The sequence below is a fragment of the Streptomyces sp. HUAS 15-9 genome (genome assembly GCF_025642155.1).
In the GTDB taxonomy this organism is placed as follows: domain Bacteria; phylum Actinomycetota; class Actinomycetes; order Streptomycetales; family Streptomycetaceae; genus Streptomyces.
The window spans coordinates 3179973-3198865 of the sequence record NZ_CP106798.1 but is presented as its reverse complement, the minus strand read 5'-3'; the positions used below and the strand labels follow the sequence as shown (position 1 = coordinate 3198865).

The window sequence follows — 18893 nt, the reverse complement described above, 5'->3', positions numbered from 1 at the left end:
CTTACGGCCCAGGACCCCTCTTGTTCGCCCCCTCGAACAACTCGATGTGGACACGGCCTTGTCCGGACCAGGGGTCAGAGGCTAGCTTCTCCTGTGATAGAAAGCGCTTGCTGTGCGGTCTACCAGTAGTACCGGGGAAGGCAAGAGAGAAGACCGGTATCCAGGCGTCGAACGCCTACGAAGGGAATGACGTGACACGCAAGACCGTGCGTATCGCCATGAACGGCGTGACCGGGCGTATGGGTTACCGCCAGCACCTCGTCCGGTCGATCCTCGCCCTGCGCGACCAGGGCGGCCTCGACCTCGGCGACGGCACCGCGCTGTGGCCGGAACCCATCCTCGTCGGCCGCCGTGAGCACGCCCTGCGCGAGATCGCCGAGCGGCACGGGCTGGAACACTGGTCGACGGACGTGGACGCGGTCCTCACCGACCCGACCGTCGACATCTACTTCGACGCCCAGGTCACCTCCGCCCGCGAGGAGGCCATCGAGCGGGCCGTCGCCGCGGGCAAGCACATCTACACCGAGAAGCCCACCGCCACAGGGCTGGAAGGTGCCCTCGAACTCGCCCGCCTCGCCCATGAGAAGGGGATCAAGCACGGTGTCGTACAGGACAAGATCTTCCTGCCGGGGCTGCTCAAGCTGAAGCGGCTCATCGACGGCGGGTTCTTCGGGCGGATCCTGTCCGTCCGGGGCGAGTTCGGATACTGGGTCTTCGAGGGCGACTGGCAGTCCGCCCAGCGGCCCTCCTGGAACTACCGTGCCGAGGACGGCGGCGGCATCGTCGTCGACATGTTCCCGCACTGGGAGTACGTGCTGCATGAGCTCTTCGGGCGGGTCGTTGCGGTGCAGGCGCTTGCCGCCACGCATGTTCCGCAGCGCTGGGACGAGGACGGCAAGCCCTTCGACGCCACCGCTGACGACGCCGCCTACGGCATCTTCGAGCTGGAGGGCGGTGTCGTCGCCCAGATCAACTCCTCCTGGGCGGTGCGGGTCAACCGGGACGAGCTGGTCGAGTTCCAGGTCGACGGGACGGAGGGGTCGGCCGTCGCCGGGCTGCGCAGGTGCCGCGTCCAGCACCGGTCCGCCACCCCCAAGCCCGTGTGGGACCCGGACGTCCCCGCCACCGAGGTCTTCCGCGACCAGTGGCAGGAGGTGCCGGACAACGCCGAGTTCGACAACGGCTTCAAGGCGCAGTGGGAGCTGTTCCTGAAGCACGTGTACGCCGACGCGCCGTACCACTGGGACCTGCTCGCCGGAGCCCGTGGCGTCCAACTGGCCGGGCTGGGCCTGAAGTCCTCGGCCGAGGGCCGCCGCCTCGAGGTCCCGGAGATCTCGCTGTGACCATTCAACTCCCTGGTCCCGATGGTCGGTTGCGGTCCTACGAGCCGCGTACGGAGCCGCTCGCGCTCGCCCCGGGCGCTCCCTTCACCTCCCGTACGGTCTTCTCTGCCGCGCATGTCGTCGCCGATCCGTTCGCCGACGTGTCGCCCGACTCGCCGGCCGCCGTCGACTGGGACGCCACGCTCGCCTTCCGGCGCCATCTGTGGTCGCACGGGCTGGGCGTCGCCGAGGCCATGGACACCGCGCAGCGCGGGATGGGGCTGGACTGGGCGGGCGCGGCCGACCTGATCCGGCGGTCCGCCGCCGAGGCGAAGGCGGTCGGCGGGCGGATCGCCTGCGGAGTCGGCACCGATCAGATCGCCGGCGGGTCACTCGTGGAGATCCGTGCGGCGTACGAGGAGCAGCTCGCGCTCGTCGAGGAGTCCGGGGCGCAGGCGATCCTGATGGCCTCGCGGGCGCTGGCGGCGGCCGCCGACGGGCCCGAGGAGTACCTGGAGGTGTACGGCCATCTCCTGCGGCAGGCCTCCGAACCGGTGATCCTGCACTGGCTCGGGCCGATGTTCGACCCGGCGCTGGAGGGCTACTGGGGGTCGCCCGACCTCGACGCGGCGACTGACGTCTTCCTGGAGGCCATCACTGCGCACCCGGACAAGGTCGACGGAATCAAGGTCTCCCTGCTGGACGCCCAGCGCGAGATCGATCTGCGCCGTCGGCTTCCGCAGGGGGTGCGCTGCTACACCGGCGACGACTTCAACTACCCCGAACTCATCGCGGGCGACGAGAAGGGCTTCAGCCACGCCCTGCTCGGCATCTTCGACCCGCTCGGTCCCCTGGCGGCGGAGGCGGTCCGGGTCCTCGACACGGGCGACGGGGCCGGTTTCCGTGAACTGCTCGACCCGACCGTCGAGTTGTCCCGCCACCTCTTCCAGGCCCCGACCCGCTACTACAAGACCGGGGTCGTCTTCCTGGCCTGGCTCGCGGGGCACCAGGCGCACTTCTCGATGGTCGGCGGCCTCCAGTCGGCCCGCTCCCTGCCGCACTTCGCCCGCGCCTACGAACTCGCCGACGGCCTGGGCCTGTTCCCCGATCCGAAGCTCGCGGAGGACCGGATGAAGAATCTGCTCGCCCTGTACGGGGGACCCAGTGACCGGTCTTGAGCGTTTCAGCATCAATCAGATGACCGTGAAGAAGCTGTCGATGCCCGAACTGGTAGACGCCTGCCGCGGGCTGGGCATCGGCAACGTCGGCCTCTGGCGGGAGCCGGTCCGGGCGTACGGCCTGGAGGAGACCGCGAAGCTGGTCCGTGACGCGGGCCTGACCGTGACGACGCTGTGCCGGGGCGGCTTCTTCACGGCCATCGACCCGGACGCGCGTGCCGTCGCCCTTGCCGACAACCGACGGGCCGTCGACGAGGCGGCAGCGCTTGGCACGGACACGCTGGTGCTGGTCTCGGGCGGGCTGCCCGCGGGGTCCAGGGACCTGCGCGGGGCCCGTGAGCGCATCGCGGACGCGCTGGCGGAGCTGGGCCCGTACGCGGAGTCGCGTGGTGTACGGCTGGCCATCGAGGCCCTCCATCCGATGTACGCCTCCGACCGCTGTGTGGTCTCCACCCTCGCCCAGGCCCTGGACCTCGCGGAACGCTTCCCCGCGCACCAGGTGGGCGTCACGGTGGACACGTACCACATCTGGTGGGACGACTCGGCGCCCGCACAGATCGAGCGGGCGGGCGCGGGCGGCCGTATCCACAGCTTCCAACTCGCCGACTGGACCATCCCGTTGCCGCAGGGCGTCCTCAATGGACGCGGGCAGCTCGGGGACGGCTCGATCGACATGCGGGAGTGGACGGGGTACGTGACGGCGGCCGGCTACACCGGTCGCATCGAAGTGGAGCTGTTCAACGAGGAGTTGTGGGCGCGGGACGGACGGGAGGTGCTCGCGGAAACCGCGGCGCGATTCATGGAACAAGTGATCAAATGATCATGTGACGGAAATGAGCGCGGCGCTGGGGCCGCTGGAACGCGTCGACGGGAGCTGGGTCGTGGGGGAGATCCGGGGCCCCGCCGGCCGGTGGGTGGAGTTCCGGCCGGACGGCCTGCACCAGCACGCTCCGGACTCCGAGGCGGAACTGATCCCCTGGTCGAGGATCATGCTGGGCATCAGGCTCACCGTAGGCCAAAAATATCCAGATCGCCCGATGGCCTCGATCAATGTGTTCGCCGGGCTGCCCGGCCCCTGGAGGAGACGGAGCGGCGGCTGTCTGCACATGACGCTGCGCCATCCGTACGAGGACTGGACGGCCCGGTTCGACCGTCACGACCGCTGGTACAACCTCACCGAGGTCACGCTGCTCGGGGAACTGCTGTCGCAGACCGTCGCCGCGGGCGAGGCACACCTGCTCGGCGACGCGGACCGGCTCAGCCGCGTGGTCACCCGGCTGGCACTGCAGCGTCCCCGGACGAACGGCGCGTTCCACCGGGCCGTGACGGAGGCACGGGAGGCCGCCGGGTGACGGGGACGGTCGCCGCCCTCCGCCGGCGTGTACGTGCAGGTGGGGCAGGAGTGTGGTGCGGTTCTGACGGAGGTGCCTACGGTGCTCCGGGTACGCCTGCCTTCAGGTGCGTCGCCAGCAACCGCAGCGCCGTCCAGGCCTCGGCGTCCGTGCCTTCTCCGATGGGATAGTGCAGGGCCGGGGCCGAGGGCGGGCCGAGCTGCGCCGGGCTTACGGCGACCGGTGGGCGACGGGCGTGGGTGAGGCCGATGCCTCGCACGTCACGGGCGCCCAGGGTGAAGGCGAGCGGGGTGTGCGGGGCCTGAAGACGTGGGGCCGCGGTGAGGTCGCGGGAGGCTCGGCGCACGGATGTGAGCATGGTGGTCAGGCCATGGTCCGTGACGAGGGCCTCGGCGAGCGACTCGATCCGGTCCGTGGGCGGGATCTCGTCCGCGCCGTAGCCGAGGGTGAGCGTGACCTCCTCCTCGACCCCGCTCTCCGTACGCGTGCATCGGAGCGAGGCCAGCGCGGGGCGGTCGGGTTGCCCGACCGCGATCAGGTACGTGGGCGCGGGCGCCCGGTCGCGCGCCGTGTCGGTCAACTGGCGCGGCGACCAAGGCAGGTTCACAGGTTCCGCGGTGCCCCAGCCGACGGGCGGGGCACCGGTCAGCGTGCGCCAGGCTGCTTCCAGGGACCGTCCCAGAACCAGGTCGTTGTCGGCCGGGCGTACGGTGCGGAACGCGACGACGAGCTGCCGCTCGTCCGTCGGTTCCACCCTTGTGAACGCGTCGGCGACCGTCGCCGTGCCGTGGGCCGCGGGTGCGGGCGCGAACGTGCCGTCCTGCCAGCGCAGCACCGCGCCGGACAGGCCGTCGTAGTAGCCCTGCGCCGGATCCTGCACGACCCAGCGGTTGGGTACCTGCAGCAGGGTCGCGCGGGCGGGGGGACTGACGCGTACGCCTGGTGGGGTGACGATCTGCAGGGCGCGGCCCGTGGCCGTGGTGGTCCGGAACACGTCGGACAGCCACGGGGTCAGGGCCAGCACAGGCCGGTCGGCCAGGACGACGGCCGTGCTCTCGGTGAGCACGTCCACGACCGGCTGTCCGTCGTCCGGCGCCGCGACGGCCGTGATGTCGACGACCTCCGTGGTCACCGCCCCCTCGGGCCATACGCGCCCGTCCAGCAGCAGAGCGAGCCGCCCGCACACCGAACCCGCCAGGCGCTCCGCCTCGGGCACCGCCCCGGAGGCCCGGACCTCGGTCCACCAGAACGGCACGGCAGCCTCCTGCCCCAGCAGCCGTTCGGCCTCACCGGGCACCTTGACCAGAACCGGCGCCTCCACAGAGACGAGTGGCCGGCCCTGTGGCCCGCACAGGCGAAGGACCGCGCCGTCGGCTCCGGCGCTCACGTCGAGCCGGGGTCCACCGGCGTAGAGCCCGGCCAGCAGGGCCCACATGTCGGGCATCCTCGGGGTGAGGGCGATGACGTCCTTGGTCACGGGGTCTCTTCTGTGGTGAGGGCCGTCTGGATCAGCAGGTGAGGCCGGCCGCGGCGGACGAGCGTGCCGCGTCCCGGCGGCTGCTGGGAGGCGTACAGGCCGGGGAAGAGCTGGCCCTCGATGCGGTCGCCGGTCATGACCAGCGCGGCGGTGCTGGTCTCCCGGAGCGTGGTCAGCAGCGGCTCGTACAGCGCGCGCGAGGCGCCGGCGGCGCGGCGGGCCACGACGAAGTGCAGGCCGATGTCCTGGGCCGAGGAGACGTACGGGAGGAAGGGCGTGAGCGGCTGCTGTCCGGCCGTGGTGAGGATGTCGTAGTCATCGATGAGAATGACGATCCGTGGCCCCGAGAAGGCGGGCTCGGCGCCGACGGCGTCGGGGTCGGCCGTCTCCGGCAGGCGCTTCTCCAGTTCGGTGGCGATGCCCGTCGCCAGGGCGTTCGCGAGCTTCGCGTTGTGGGCGTAGCCGCCGCGGTAAGGCTCGGGCACCACACCGCGCAGGCCGCGGCGCGGGTCGAAGACGCCGAAGACGAGTTCCTCGGCGGAGTGCCGCTCGACGAGCTGGGTGGCGACGAGCCGCAGCAGGTTGGTCTTGCCGCACTCGTTGTCGCCCAGGATCAGCAGGTGCTGGTCGGTGCCGAACAGGTCGAGGGGGACCGGGGCGAGGGTCTCCTGGTCGACGCCGAGGGGGATTCGCGTGGGTTCGGCGACCGGGGAAGGGAGCCGGCCGATGGGCAGCCTGGTGGGCAACACTCTTACGGGCGGGGCGAGTTCTCCGTGCCAGGTGGCACGGACGGTGCGCGCTGCCTCCTCCAGTGCGGCGGCCAGGTCGCTCGTCGTGGGCCGGTTGTCGATACGGGGCAGCGCGGCCTGGGCGAACAGCTTGCCGTCGGTCAGCGCCCGGCCCGGGGTGTCGGACGTGAGCGTCTCGGACAGCTTCCGGTCGATCGACGAATCCGCCGGGTCGTTCAGGCGCAGCTCGACACGGGTGCCGAACATCGACTGGGTGGCGATGCGTACGTCGTTCCAGCGCAGCATGCCCGCCACGACGTGGATTCCGTAGCCGCCGCCCCGCTTGAGCAGGTCGGCCACCGCGTCGTCGAGGTCGGCGAACTCGTCCCGCAGGGCGCCGAATCCGTCGATCGCCAGGACGACGTCGGTGGCGCCCAGGCCGGGCAGCCGGCCCTGGGCCCGCAGCTGGCGCAGCTGGTCGACGGAGTCGATGCCGTGCTCGCGGAACAGTTCCTCACGCTCCGTCAGCATGGCCCGCACCTCGGCGACGGTGCGGGCGGCCCGCTCATGGTCTGCACGGCCGGCGATGCCGCCGACGTGCGGCAGCCCGGCGAGCGCCGACAGGCCGCCGCCGGCCAGGTCGAGGCCGTAGACGGCGACGTCGTCCGGCGTGTGGGTGACGGCGAGCGAGAGGACGAGCGTGCGCAGGAGCGTCGTCTTGCCCGACTGCGGCCCGCCGATCACCGCAGCGTGCCCGCCCGCCACCGTCAGGTCCAGCAGCCACCCGCCCTGCCACTGCCGGGCCGGGTCGTCCAGCACGCCGAGCGGCACGCGCATTCCGCCCGCCGCGCCCGCCAGGTGCAGCCCGCGCTCGGAAACCCGCACCGGCCCGGCGGCCGCGTCGAGGGTGACCGTGTCCGGCAGCGGGGGCAGCCAGATCCGGCGTACCGGGGGTGCGGCCGTGGTGAGCCGGCCGACCATGACCGACAGGACGGTGGGACCGGTCTCGCGTTTGACGGCGACGGGTTCCTCCGCATCGGCCTCGTCGTACTCCTGCGGTGTGTTGTACGCCGGGTAGGGCAGGGCCAGCGGTTCGCCGTCGTGTTCCTCGCGCAGGGCCGGACCCCGGTGGGCGCCGGAGACGTAACCGGCCTTGAACCTCTCGTACGTGGAGGTGTCCACCTTCAGGTAGCCGAAGCCCGGCAACGGCGGCAGATGGAAGGCGTCGGTGGTGTCGAGGACCGTACGGGACTCGTCTGCGGAGAAGGTGCGCAGACCCAGCCGGTACGACAGGTAGGTGTCGAGGCCCTTGAGCTTGCCTCCCTCGATGCGCTGGCTGGACAGCAGCAGATGGACGCCGATGGAGCGGCCGATGCGGCCTATGGACAGGAACAGGTCGATGAAGTCCGGCTTGGCGGTGATCAGTTCGCCGAACTCGTCGATGACGACGAAGAGGTGGGGAAGGGGCGCGAGGTCCGGGCGGCCGGTGGCGCGCAGGGCGGCGTAGTGTCCGATGTCGGCGACGCTCCCGGCGTCCTTGAGCACCTGTTGCCGGCGTTTGACCTCGCCGGCCAGGCTGGTGTGGACGCGTTCGACGAGCCCGGCCTGGTTCTCCAGGTTGGTGATCACGCCGGCCACGTGCGGGAGTTCGCCGAAGGGGGCGAAGGTGGCGCCGCCCTTGTAGTCGACGAGGACGAGTGCGAGGTCCTCGGGGGAGTGCGTGGCCGTCAGGGCGAGGACCAGAGTACGCAGCAGCTCACTCTTGCCGGAACCGGTGGCGCCGACGCACAGTCCGTGCGGGCCCATGCCGAGCTGTGAAGACTCCTTCAGATCGAGCAGCACCGGCTCGTGGCGGTCCGTCAAGCCGATGGGGACACGCAGGAAGTCCCGTTCGCCGTGAGGTGCCCACATCCGGTCCAGGTCGAGGTTGGCCGGGTCGTCGATGCCGAGCAGGCCCGGGAAGTCGACCGGTCCGGCGACCGGCATGCCCTCGGCGGCCGACTCCGCGGACAGCCGCAGCGGAGCCAGCATGCGGGCGATGCCCTCGGCCCCAGCCGCGGTCACGGGGTCGGCCGTGCCCACCGCCGTGCCGCCGTCCAGGTCGTCGACGACGATCCGGTCGCCGTCGACGGTGATGCGCACGCTCACCTGGTCGGGCTCGTGCACCTGCTGCTCCAGCAGATGCAGCACGGTGACGCCCATGTCCGCCAGGCCGACGGCCGAGTCCGGGCGGGGAAGCTCGTCGGCCGGTTCGCCGTATGCGTCGCTGACGACGAGCAGCCGGCCGGCCATCCGCAGCGCGTCCCGGTCGGCGAGCCCACGGCGCACCTCCGCCGCGTATGCGGCCCTCCGCCCCAGCTCGTGCCGGATCCGGGCGGCCAGCTGCGGCAGACTCGGCGCGATCCGGCGGGCGGCGACGGGACCGTCGTACTCCTGAGCGTCGAGGACATGGGGCAGCCACTTGGCCCACTCCCACTCCGCGAGCCGGTCACCGGGTACGGCGAGACCGAGGGCCACGTCGTCCGGAGCGTGCGTCACGGCGGTCTGCAGGAGAAGGGCCCGGGCGACGCACAGGACGCCCTCCCGGTCACCGACGAGGCTCACGTTCCCGGCGCGGTCCAGTGGCACGGTGAGCGGGAAGTCCGAGCCGGTTCCGAAACGGATCTGCAGCGCGCGGGCCTCGTTGAGCATGAAGGGATCCGGCGGCGTCAGCACCCCGCCCATGCTGCTCTGGCCGACTGCCACCTCCTGGACGGGGACCTCACCGGTGCCCAGCCGCGGATGCAGGAAGTCGGCGTCCTGACGGCGGCGCTCCCACAGCCGTGCCGGGTCTCTGACGATGTCGTATAGGGACTCGGGCGGCGGGTTCAACGCACGTGCCGCGAGCCGCTGTTCGCGTTCGCTCGCGCCCAGTTCATCGCGCAGCTTCTCCAGGTACTCCAGATACCGCTCCCGCTGTACCCGACGGGTGCGCTGTGCCTTCCCGCGCTGGGACAGGAACAGGGCCACCGCGCCGAGCAGCGCGAAGACGAGCACGACCGCGCCGAGCACCGCGAACTGACTGTTGCGGACGACCGTCATCATGATCACCGACCCCATGACACCGGCCATGGGGAGCAACGCCGTCGCCGCGTTGCCGAGCTTGCCCTCGGGCAGGTTGGGCGGTGCTTCGATCGTGCGCGGCCCGGCGGGAGCGAGCGGGCGTGTGCTGCGGGCGGGCCGGTGGACGAGCTGCTGGGTCACGGACCGGGCTTTCGGAGTCGGCGGGCAGGTCGGGCGGCAGTGCTGTGCGATGTCACCGGACCCTCACCGCCCTGTGCATCGCCTCCGCCGCCAGTCCGAGTGCCGCGTCCTGGGTGGCACGGCCGAGCAGATCCGTGCGGATGGGCCCGCCGCCGGCGAGATGACGGTCGTATGGCAGGACTACGACGGTGGCCCCCGTCTCCTTCAGATGCGCGGTGGCCGCCTTCACATCCAGGATCATGTCGGGCGAGTTCGCGGTGAGGGCGACCACCGTCGTCGCCAGGGCGGAATGCGGCAGCGTGGCCAGCCAGTCCAGGACCTGACGGGTTCCGTCGACGCCCTCCGCGGTCGTCGGCGCGACCACCACCCGGGCGTGCGCGGTGTCCATCGCGGTGCGGGCCACCTCGCCGGGCAGCGTCTCGCAGTCGACGACCGTCACGGCGAAGTAGCGCCGCAGCGCGAGGGTCACCGTGCGGTACGTCCGTACGTCCAAAGGGGCACCGACCCTTCCCTGGCTCGCGGGCAGCAGCCAGCCGCCCTCGGACACGGGCACCAAGTATCCGGTGATGTCGGTCAGTTGCATGGCCGGTGTCAGGATCCGGGCGAGGTCGCCGCATGACCAGCGGACGGTCTCCGCGCCCATCCGCACCGGCAGGGTGCCCAGCGCGGCGTCCGCCTCCAGGGCGAGCACCGGGTCGTGCCGGTAGTGGTTGAAGGTACGGCCGAGCAGCGCGGCGACAGTCGACTTGCCGACACCGCCGCGGATGGAGGTGACGGCGATGACCCGCCCAGTGGTCACCGGTTGCTGCAACTCCTTGGCGATCCGGGTCTGCTCGGTCACGTCCTGGGAGGTGGAGGAGGCGAGCCGGCGGAGGGTACGGCCGGTGCGGTGGGTGAGGGAGTCGCCGTGCTGGGGGCGGCCGAGGGCTATGGCGAGGCGGGGGTCGACGGTGGGGACGGATTCCGGGGTCGGGGTGGGGGCGACGGGGGCTGCTTAGGCGGCGTGGGGGCGGGGTGAGGAGTGGCCGCGGGCGGGGCCGGCCGGTGCTCGGGTCGTACGGGGTCCGTTGGCGCGGGTCCGAGCCGTACGGCGGTCTCCTGCGGAGGTTCGGGACTGGCGGAGTGAACGAGACGCAGGGCCGGCTCGCCGGTACGCGCCGACGTTCCCTGCTGTCCGCTCTGCCCCAACTGCCGCAGCACGTCGTACTGCCAGTCGCCGCCGCCCTGCCGTTCCTGCTCCTGTTCCCCCTGAGTCATGCCGTCCCGTCTCCTAAGCGAAGGTGCCGAGCAGACGCCCGTACACGCCGAAGACTCCGATGAGCAGCGGCAGCAGCGCGATGACGCCCACGGACTCGAGCAGGTCACCCGCCCGCCGCAGCCGTACCCGCACATGTTCGGCGGGCTGCACCACGAGCACGGCCAGCGGCAGCACGGCCAGCACCGCGAGCACGACCAGCGCCGGCCCCGCAGCGCCGGACCGCTCCACCCACACCCACAACAGCCTCACGGCCACCAGGGCGCCGCCCGCCAGCAACCCCACAACCTCGGCGATCAGCGGGAAAGCCCGGGCCCGCAGCATCATCACCACCGCCGTGACGACGGCGAGCGGCACGGTCCACACCGTGGGGGCACGCAAGGCCCACATCACCGCCAGCGCCGCCGACACGGTCACGGCGACCGTGGCGAGCACCAGCCCGCGATGCGCGGCGGCCAGGGCCGCGGACACCTGGTACCGGCTCACTGAGACCCCACCGGCCCGCCGGTCGTCGAGCCCGGCCAACCCGGAGGCCATGAGCGCGAGACGCGGCAGCAGGCCGAGCACCACGACGGACGCGACGGCGAGCACGGCTCCCACCCGGGCCTGCTGCCCGGCCATCCCCGCCCCCGACTGCACGGCGACGACACCCTCCCAGCCGAGCACGGTGACACCGACAGCCGCCGCACCGACCAGCCCACCGCGCCCCAACGCCGTGAACCACCCCAGCAGTACCAGCGTGACGACGCCCACCGAGGCCAGCGCTGCCACATGCGGTGCGGCGGACCAGCCGCGGCCGTCGGCGAGCGAGGACACCCCCATCATGCCCAGCACCCCGGCCGAGCAGAGGAGGGTGGCGACGAGCCCGCGCCGCTGCCGGGCCCGCCCGAGCAGGGCCCCGGCGAGAGCGGCGACGACGGCCACGGCGAGCAGCGCGCCCGCGACGACGGAAGGGTCGTAAGCGGTCCGCGCGAACAAGGCGGCAGCGCCGGCCCAACCCACGGTCGCAAGCCCGGCGGTGATGTGCCGGGATCCGGGCCCCCACCGCCAGGACCGGCCACCGAGATCCTCCGCAACCTCGTCACTCACGTCGTGCACGACGGGCGCGGACGGGGCATCCTCGGCCCGCACCAGCCGCAGCACGGCACCATCGCGGACGCCGGCGGCCTCAAGGGTGCTGCCGTGGTCGAGCGCGGACCCGTCCGGGGTCAGGAGATGCCGCAACTCGGGCCGCTCGCCCACCCGGTCGTCCAACAGCCGCAGGATCTCGGGCAACAACAGCCCGACCGGCTCCCGCGCAGGCAGTACGAGATCGATACGACGACGCTCCCCGACCAGGGTGACGCGACTCAGGACGACCGCGGTCCCACTGTCCGCCGTATGACTCAAGGCCCCCGCAGACATCACGTGTTCGAACCTATCACCGGGTGGAAGGGGAGTTGGTGGGCGTGGCAACCCCGGCCGAAGGCCCCACGGTGGCCTGCCCGTAGGGACTCTTCCCGATGACCCGATGCGACACGAACGACCACCCCACACACCCGGCACACAACACGGCGGCGATCACGACTCCGGCGAAGACCTTTCCCACCCGTTCGTCCACGGAACGACGTTGCCGCTGGGTCCCGAAGAGCAGGGCATCGCGAAGACGGCGACGCCGCACGGCGACGGACTCCAGCAACTGACTGTCGTAGTCCTGGGCTGTCACGTGGGGAACTCTCCGAGCCAGGCGCGGTTCAGCAACTCGCCGGGGATATAGTCGGATTCGACATCGATCGGAAAGCCGGCGTCGTAGGCCAGGCAGGCAATGGCGAGGGGGCCGAGCGCGACGTAGCCCTCGACGGTTCGCTCCCTCTCGTCCGTTGCGGTCCAGAACGCTTTGTGGAGTTCCAGGGCTTCGAGAAGGGCTTGGTTGAAGCCAGCGTGATCTTTGCGCAAGAACTGATGGAAGAGACTGATCGGCTGGTAAAGGATCTTGTCCAACAAGTCCCGGTCGGCGACCCGTGAGACCTCAGGAGAGGACGTCTGAATCGCGGCGATCAGCTTGCCACCCAGACCTGGACGCTCCAACCAGTACGTCTGGAGGGAGTCGATCCAGTGATAGACGTACTCGTCGTACTCGGTTCCTGATGCACGCAATGTGTCGATCGAGACGTTGCACAGCAGGGTCATGCGAGCCTGCTCACGGCACACAATGGACAGCCAGAACGCCGTGAGCCAGTTTCCCGCCTTGATGTAGGGCTGTGGACCGGTTGCCGGAATTGCCCGCGTCCGGTCATCGATTCGGCATTCGATGACTCCCTCGGTCTCCCTGGCTGCGGCGAACATCGCGGAACTCACTTGCATTGCCGTGACAACGGCCTCCCAGGTAGCCAACTCGGACGCATCCGGATTGACTGCCAAGCGCGCCTGAACATGAGTCATCGCCTTACTCAACGCAAGGTCGAACATGCGCGGTGACTGCTCAAGAGCCGAGACGGATCGGGCAACCCCTTCGCCCAACCTCAGTGCGTACGCCTGGTCGTCAGGTCCCGGGCGGCCGTGCCGAGTCACCCTCAATGTCACAGAACGCTCCCGTTACCCGATGTCGAACTTGTACATTTCGTAGCCAGCATACTCGGCGCCATCGACCTTCCCCTTGACGAGGATGTAATCGACCTTGCCGTGAGCCAGGGCATGTTCGAGTTCATCCGCCAACAAAACCTCACTGGGGTGCTCGCGGCCTCGAAGGCGCATCTCTTTTAGAATGTCTAAGAAGTACTCGCGGGTGCCCTGCATGGCCCTTCCGCCGCCATCCTCTGGAGGTATTCGGCGAGAGCCCAGATCTGTATTGGTCGTGGACTTTGCCTCGACAACGGCAAACCCACCGTCAGGACGACGCCAGACTTGATCGAACTGGTCGTTGCCGTTGGCTGGTCCGTACAGCGTCTCCTTAGTGGAGTTCGGGTACAGCTCGGAGATAACTTGGTGCTCGGCGACCGCCTCGCCAAAGGCTTCTGCCGCTTTGGTGCGTTCGTGCATCGCGGCCTTGTATTCGTTGCCGACATCTCGCAGTGCGAAATCGTCTGCCGATCCTCGGAGGAGATCCCGATGCCGTTCGGCACTGCCGGAATAGTCGATCGAGCTCCTTCGGTGGGCAGCCTCGTCGTCCAATGTCCGAAGAGTGTCGTCGTTCCGTACCTCATGTCGTCCACGCGTCACCTCGGAGCCAGCAACGTGCTTGTGCGGGATGGGCGGCGGGGCATCCGAGGCAGCCGTCTTGATCTTCGTAGCGGGGTCCACGTCCAGCTGTACCGGTACGAACCCGCTCTCGTCCTTGATTGTCGTGTTCAGCCGCCGGCCGTCGATCATGTAGTACTTCTTGAAGTACCCGGGCTCGTGATTGGCGCGGTAGACCTGGATCTCCTTGATCTGATCCGGGGTGAGAGTGCCCCTGGGGCCGTAGGGGGTGTCACCGTCCCGCATGAAGCTGGGGCGTGCAGGACTCACCTGCCGGGCTGAGGCATTCGGATCCGGCTCGTGTACGCCGTCCGCTCCGCCGTCGAGCGTGTCGTCGCCGGTCCGCCCGAGATCGTCTGGGCTGTCGCCTCCGTGTCCGCCGGCTCCAGCAGCGGCATGGCCGTTCTCGGCAGATCCAGACGCGGACCTCGGCGCCACTGAGTCGGCAGCATGTGAGGTCCCGGGGCTCCCGGACGTGTCGCCGGCGTGCCCGGAGGCATTCCCGCCGGTGTGTGCGGTCGTATCGCCTCCGACACGCGCCGCCGAATCCCCGCCGACATGTGCCGCCGCACCGTCCCCGGCTCCCACCAGCGCCGCATCCCCATGCGGCAGGCTCCGCTCCAGCATTGCCCGGTCCGCCGCCGACAGCTCCACCTTCGCCGCCGCGTGCGTGCCGTCCGCCCTGATCACGGACCCGTCGTCCAGGTTCAGACGCGTCCCGTCAGGCCACTCGATGTGGTTGCCGACCACGACCGGGACATCGTCGGCGGTCCTCAGTACGCTGCCGTCCGGCTGGACCTTCCCCGCCCCCGAGAGGACGTCCGTGTAGGCGCCCGCCTTGAAGTTCTTCAGGCTTCCGAAAAGGTCCGCCACCTTCACCGTGCCGAACCTCGCCGCCTTCCCGACGTACGTCATCGGGTCGACCCACCGCCCCGTCTTGCCGAGCGCGCCGATCGTCCGGGCGACGGCGCCACTCTTCGTCGCCGAGCCCGCGCCGCCGGTGAAGATGGTCGTGAGCGCGTTGAAGGTGACCGCACCGCCGGCCCGGGCCGGGTTCTTGCCCCACTGGTCGTAGGCGACCAGCGCCTTGCCGGTCTCGGTCACCGTCTGGCGGGACTCCCGCAGGTAGGAGGGGAGTTTGTCGTCGGGGGCCGCCCAGTACGCCGTCCCGAGCGGGGTGAGCGTGATGGCGATACCGGTCGCGAGCTTGCTCAGATGTGTCCAGGCCTCGCCCATCGCGTCAAGTCCGTCGAAGCCGACCAGCGTGCCGAGCCCGCGGATGGTGCCCCACACGCCGTCGACGAAGAAGCCCTTGCCGAACTCGACGATCTGGTGACCCAGCCAGTCCAGACCATGCCGTTCCTTCTCGACCGTCCTGCCCCAGGGCAGGTCGTCGGACTGGTCGAGGAGGTCCTTGGTGAAGCCGTAGGTGGATGTACCTCGCTTGACGAGACGTTCCTGCGCGCCATCCTCGACAATCAGCGTCGTGCCGTGCACCAGCGCCGTGATCTTGTTGTGGCAGGTGCGCTCGGCCTGCCAGAAGGCCATTTGGGTGACATTGACGTCGTAGAAGAGGTCGTTGTTGAGCTGGACCTTGTCGTTGTCCTCGAGCCAATGGTCGTCGCCCGCGATGTCCGCACGGAAGTTCTCGGCGCGCGCCCTCAGGCTCTTGAGCTTGGCCACCAGCGGCTGGATCTCCGCCTCGTACGCGCTCAGCGCCGCGCCCACCTTCTCCAGGTCGTCAGCGAACTTGTCCGCCTTGGCCGCCACGGGAGCGGTCGTGGCGAACAGTTGCTCCGCCTCCGGTGCCGAGTAACAGGCCGACAGCCCCTGGAACTTGCCGTGCACGTCCGCCCCGGCGAACCGGAAGGCGGACGCCTCCGCGGTCAGCAGCAGAGCGTCGGTGCTGAGTTGTTCCAGGTCGCCGATGAAGACGGGTATGCCCTCGGGGTCGATGAGGTCCGGGCTCACTGACCCCCCTGAGATCCCTTGGCCTGTCCCTTACTCCCGGGCAGGTCGGGCACTGGCTCCTTGAGCGCGGCAGCCTGCGCCTGCGCGGCCATCTCCTGGTTCCCCTTGACGTATTCGTTGGTGGCGGTGGCCGCCCCGTTGATGGAGTTCGACGTCCGCATCGCCACGTACATCAGGTCCTTCTGGTACGCCTGGAGGAACTCACCCAGCGCCGCCGCGACCGGTCCCTGAATCCCGCACTGCACCTGGTTGCCGGGCACGATGGTGCCGGACGAGCTCGCAGCGCTCGTCATGGTCTCCCCGAGCGCCTTACCGGTGTTGGAGAGCCCCTCGGCCGCCTTTCCGGTCTCGTTGAGTACGTGCTGGACGCCCGAGGGCGAGATGTCCCACGTCGGCATGTCGAACCCCCGTTGAATTCACGCAGTTGTCGCTGTCATCGCATCGCCGTGACAAGCCCGCGGTCAGCCGATGTTGTCGACAGCCGCCCGTGCCTTCGCCACTGTCGACTGGGCGGTGCCGTCGTTCTCCTCGAGCGTGCTGCGGACGAGGTGGATGATGTTGCGGACCTCGGTCGCGGCGTGGTTCCAGCGGACCTCCTTGCCGTGGTACTCGTCCGAGACCCCGTCGGCCTGGAAGTCCGCCATGGCGGCCTTGACCGCGCGGTCCCGGTCGCCCAGCACGCGCTCCAGTTGGCCGATGATGCCCTGCAGACTGCCCTGCACCTCGCTGGAGGCGCCGGTGTCGTAGGAGAGGCGGTCCTGGTTCTGACCCATCGTCACAATCCCCCTGTCGTAGTGGCTCTGATGCCTATCGCGCGCCGAAGCGGGCCGCGTCGAAGTTGGCCGCGCCCATGTTCTTGTTGGCGTTGTCATGCGTCTCCACGTCACCGCTGCCGAAGGCGGTGTCCATGCCGCTCTGACCCCCCAGGATCGCGCCGAGCGAGCTGTTGAGCGCGTTGGTGATCTCGTCCGCCCGGGACTTGAACGAGTCGAAGGCGACCTTGCCGGACCCGTTGAACTTCCCCTCCAACGGCTCCGCCGCCTGGATCAGCCAGCGGATCAGCGTGCCCAGGTCGTCACTGGAACCGACCGTGCTCTTGCCGAGCTCCGACAGGGTCGTCGATCCCATGTCGAACTTCACGTGTCCACCCCCGTGCATCACGTCAGAATCAAAAGCCTGTTTGGATATCTTGCAACGCAAGTGATCGCAGCGGCAACGTACTTGGTCCCGATGTGACGCGATCCGGACAACGTCGGAACGTGATCGCGATGGCGGACGGGGCGTCATGGAGCGCCGGTAGGCGACCGGTTGGGCTTGGGGTCACACGCAGGGTGATCGCGTTGCGGATCACAGTGGAAGCAGTGGAAAAGGTCGGGGGCGCGCACGCGAACGATCAGGACGAGGGCGAGAATCGCGTGGGCGAGAGCATCCCATGATGGGATCTCTGGACGTCGCTTCTTCGCGACAGGAAACAGAGCTGAAGGAACGGGGAACATGCGAAGCGCTTTCACGGCTACGGCAGTACTGATTGCAGCCACGCTGCTGACCGGGTGCGGCAGCGACACCGCGGGCGATGCCGGTGCCAAGGGTGGCAAGGCGGCGGAGTCCCGGAGCGCATCGCCGACAGCGGCAGCGGACGGGGAGAAGCACACCGTGACGCTGGAGGTCCCCGGTTCGGGCTCCACGAGGATCATGTACAACCTGAACAGCAACGCCTTCGAGACGCATCAGCTGCCATGGACGAAGACCGAGACGATTGAACTCACCGGGGCCGAGCAGACGGTGGGCTACCTCGTGTCAGTCAGTCCCGGACCGGTCCAGGCCGGCGGCGGAATGCTGAAGATGGCCGCCTGCGTGATCAAGGTCGACGGCAAGCGGGTCGCCGACAACAACGGCGGCAAGAGTTCCAAGCCCTGCGAGTACTTGGTCAAGTAGAACAGGGCAGGATCGGCAGACCCCGCAGCAGACGCAGCTGACAAAAAATCTTGAAGATGTCGTACAACCCTTCTCCCACCTGCCGTGTCGTACCTGTCATCAGGACTTCTGGAGGGGGATCCGGGGGGATCGCGGGGGTTCTGATACGGAGGGGAAGAGCCGAGGGGGCCTGGTCGACGGATCGGGCCCCCTCGAAGCTGTCCGAGGCTTGCTGAAGCTTTTCGGCGGCTCTTCAGAGCCTTGCGACCCCTTCTGCCGTCGGGAACGACTCCTGTGCGCCCCGCTTCGTTACGGCGGCGGCTCCGACGCGGGTCGCATAGGCCGCCGCCTCCGTGGGGGACGCGCCCGTCCCGAGCCGCCAGGCCAGGGCCGCGGTGAACGCGTCGCCCGCGCCGGTGGTGTCCACGGCGGCCACCTTCACGGACGGGACGCGCGTCATGCCCCGGGCGTCGGCCACCAGCGCGCCCTGTGCGCCCAGCGTCACGACCACCGACCGCGGGCCCTTCGCCAGCAGCAGCCGCGCCCAGTCCTCGGGCTTCTCGCTCACGCAGGCGTCCCCCAGGACGACCCTCGCCTCGTGCTCGTTCAGGATCAGTGGGTCGCAGGCGGCCAGCACCTCGATCGGGAGGGGGGCGCGGCGGGGAGGGGTTCAGGACGAAGCGGCTGTCGGGGGCGAGGCTGAGTACGACCTCCACGACCGTTTCAAGAGGGATCTCCAGCTGTGCCGACACCACCCTGGAGGCGTGGAAGAGGCTCCCTGCGGCCCGTATGTCCGTCGGCGTCAGGCGGCCGTTGGCACCCGGTGACACCACGATGCTGTTGTCCCCGGACGGGTCCACCGTGATCAGCGCGACCCCGGTCGGCGCGCCGCCGACCAGCACCCCCACCGTGTCGACACGGGCCGCCCGCTGCGACTCCAGGAGCAGCCGGCCGTGGGCGTCGTCCCCGACCCGGGCCAGCAGGGCCGTACGGGCCCCGAGCCGGGCGGCCGCGACCGCCTGGTTGGCGCCCTTGCCACCGGGGTGGACGGCCAGGTCGCCGCCGAGCACCGTCTCTCCGGCACCGGGACGCCGTTCGACACCTGTCACCAGGTCGGCGTTGGCCGATCCCACGACCAGGAGGTCGTAGTCGTACATGTGAGGACTCCTGCTCGACTGGTTGGGCTGTGCCGGTTGCCCGTGGGCTTCCCGGGCTGTCACAGGCCCCCTTTGACATC

At 69.8% G+C, this 18893-nt stretch carries 15 protein-coding genes and 1 pseudogene; 5 read left to right on the top strand and 11 right to left on the bottom strand.

Annotated features, from left to right (window positions below):
* Positions 1-191 precede the first annotated feature (191 nt).
* The 4 genes from N8I87_RS14615 to N8I87_RS14600 are packed head-to-tail and all read left to right on the top strand — an operon-like array spanning position 192 to position 3852.
* A complete protein-coding gene (locus N8I87_RS14615; RefSeq protein ID WP_263208955.1) occupies positions 192-1343 on the top strand; it encodes a Gfo/Idh/MocA family protein in 1152 nt (383 codons plus the stop codon).
* The gene (locus N8I87_RS14610; protein WP_263208954.1) at positions 1340-2500 is read left to right on the top strand and encodes a dihydrodipicolinate synthase family protein; all 1161 of its coding nucleotides are present in this window, start codon (positions 1340-1342) and stop codon (positions 2498-2500) included. Before N8I87_RS14615 ends, N8I87_RS14610 begins: the two co-directional genes overlap by 4 nt.
* A gap of 19 nt (positions 2501-2519) precedes the next feature.
* Positions 2520-3320, top strand: coding sequence for a sugar phosphate isomerase/epimerase family protein (locus N8I87_RS14605; RefSeq protein WP_263208952.1), 801 nt, complete (start codon positions 2520-2522; stop codon positions 3318-3320).
* A 13-nt stretch (positions 3321-3333) separates the two neighbouring features.
* Entirely contained in the window at positions 3334-3852 is a 519-nt protein-coding gene (locus tag N8I87_RS14600) for a hypothetical protein (RefSeq protein ID WP_263216469.1), read from the top strand.
* Positions 3853-3928: 76 nt separating this feature from the next.
* On the opposite strand, the gene N8I87_RS14595 is transcribed toward N8I87_RS14600, so the two are convergent.
* From N8I87_RS14595 to N8I87_RS14550, 10 genes are all read right to left on the bottom strand, one after another.
* Positions 3929-5329: a DUF6177 family protein gene (locus N8I87_RS14595; RefSeq protein WP_263208951.1), complete on the bottom strand. Its 1401-nt coding sequence runs from the start codon at positions 5327-5329 to the stop codon at positions 3929-3931.
* On the bottom strand, positions 5326-9300 hold the full coding sequence (gene eccCa, locus N8I87_RS14590; protein WP_263208950.1) for a type VII secretion protein EccCa: 3975 nt from the start codon (positions 9298-9300) through the stop codon (positions 5326-5328). Before eccCa ends, N8I87_RS14595 begins: the two co-directional genes overlap by 4 nt.
* A gap of 52 nt (positions 9301-9352) precedes the next feature.
* Positions 9353-10141, bottom strand: coding sequence for a CpaE/TadZ family protein (locus tag N8I87_RS14585; protein WP_263208949.1), 789 nt, complete (start codon positions 10139-10141; stop codon positions 9353-9355).
* 429 nt (positions 10142-10570) lie between these two features.
* Positions 10571-11959 carry a type VII secretion integral membrane protein EccD gene (eccD, locus tag N8I87_RS14580; RefSeq protein ID WP_263216467.1) on the bottom strand — a complete coding sequence of 463 codons (1389 nt, stop codon included), beginning with the start codon at positions 11957-11959 and terminating at the stop codon, positions 10571-10573.
* Positions 11960-11975: 16 nt separating this feature from the next.
* Positions 11976-12260, bottom strand: a complete 285-nt coding sequence (locus tag N8I87_RS14575) for a hypothetical protein (RefSeq protein WP_263208947.1) — start codon at positions 12258-12260, stop codon at positions 11976-11978.
* Positions 12257-13003, bottom strand: coding sequence for an immunity 49 family protein (locus N8I87_RS14570; RefSeq protein WP_263208946.1), 747 nt, complete (start codon positions 13001-13003; stop codon positions 12257-12259). The genes N8I87_RS14575 and N8I87_RS14570 overlap by 4 nt, the downstream gene beginning before the upstream one ends.
* Before the next feature lie 126 nt (positions 13004-13129).
* On the bottom strand, positions 13130-15742 hold the full coding sequence (locus tag N8I87_RS14565; protein WP_263208944.1) for a hypothetical protein: 2613 nt from the start codon (positions 15740-15742) through the stop codon (positions 13130-13132).
* On the bottom strand, positions 15739-16140 hold the full coding sequence (locus N8I87_RS14560) for a DUF6507 family protein (RefSeq protein ID WP_263208942.1): 402 nt from the start codon (positions 16138-16140) through the stop codon (positions 15739-15741). Before N8I87_RS14560 ends, N8I87_RS14565 begins: the two co-directional genes overlap by 4 nt.
* A gap of 63 nt (positions 16141-16203) precedes the next feature.
* The gene (locus N8I87_RS14555) at positions 16204-16515 is read right to left on the bottom strand and encodes a pore-forming ESAT-6 family protein (RefSeq protein ID WP_263208941.1); all 312 of its coding nucleotides are present in this window, start codon (positions 16513-16515) and stop codon (positions 16204-16206) included.
* Between the two features lie 34 nt (positions 16516-16549).
* On the bottom strand, positions 16550-16882 hold the full coding sequence (locus tag N8I87_RS14550; RefSeq protein WP_263208939.1) for a hypothetical protein: 333 nt from the start codon (positions 16880-16882) through the stop codon (positions 16550-16552).
* 354 nt (positions 16883-17236) lie between these two features.
* On the opposite strand from N8I87_RS14550, the gene N8I87_RS14545 reads away from it, so the two are divergent.
* Positions 17237-17677 (top strand): hypothetical protein, encoded by a 441-nt coding sequence (locus tag N8I87_RS14545; RefSeq protein ID WP_263208938.1) that lies wholly within the window; start codon positions 17237-17239, stop codon positions 17675-17677.
* Positions 17678-17909: 232 nt separating this feature from the next.
* Here the strand turns inward: N8I87_RS14545 and N8I87_RS14540 are convergent.
* Positions 17910-18813, bottom strand: a pseudogene (locus N8I87_RS14540) (ribokinase).
* Between the last annotated feature and the right edge of the window lie 80 nt (positions 18814-18893).

Bases quoted from the DNA above. Each gene is read 5' to 3' on its own strand.
- N8I87_RS14605 (WP_263208952.1), top strand. From the start codon at position 2,520: ATGACCGTGAAGAAGCTGTCGATGCCCGAACTGGTAGACGCCTGCCGC.
- N8I87_RS14600 (WP_263216469.1), top strand. From the start codon at position 3,334: ATGAGCGCGGCGCTGGGGCCGCTGGAACGCGTCGACGGGAGCTGGGTC.
- eccD (WP_263216467.1), bottom strand. From the start codon at position 11,959: ATGTCTGCGGGGGCCTTGAGTCATACGGCGGACAGTGGGACCGCGGTC.
- N8I87_RS14570 (WP_263208946.1), bottom strand. From the start codon at position 13,003: ATGTTCGACCTTGCGTTGAGTAAGGCGATGACTCATGTTCAGGCGCGC.
- N8I87_RS14560 (WP_263208942.1), bottom strand. From the start codon at position 16,140: ATGCCGACGTGGGACATCTCGCCCTCGGGCGTCCAGCACGTACTCAAC.
- N8I87_RS14555 (WP_263208941.1), bottom strand. From the start codon at position 16,515: ATGGGTCAGAACCAGGACCGCCTCTCCTACGACACCGGCGCCTCCAGC.
- N8I87_RS14545 (WP_263208938.1), top strand. From the start codon at position 17,237: ATGCGAAGCGCTTTCACGGCTACGGCAGTACTGATTGCAGCCACGCTG.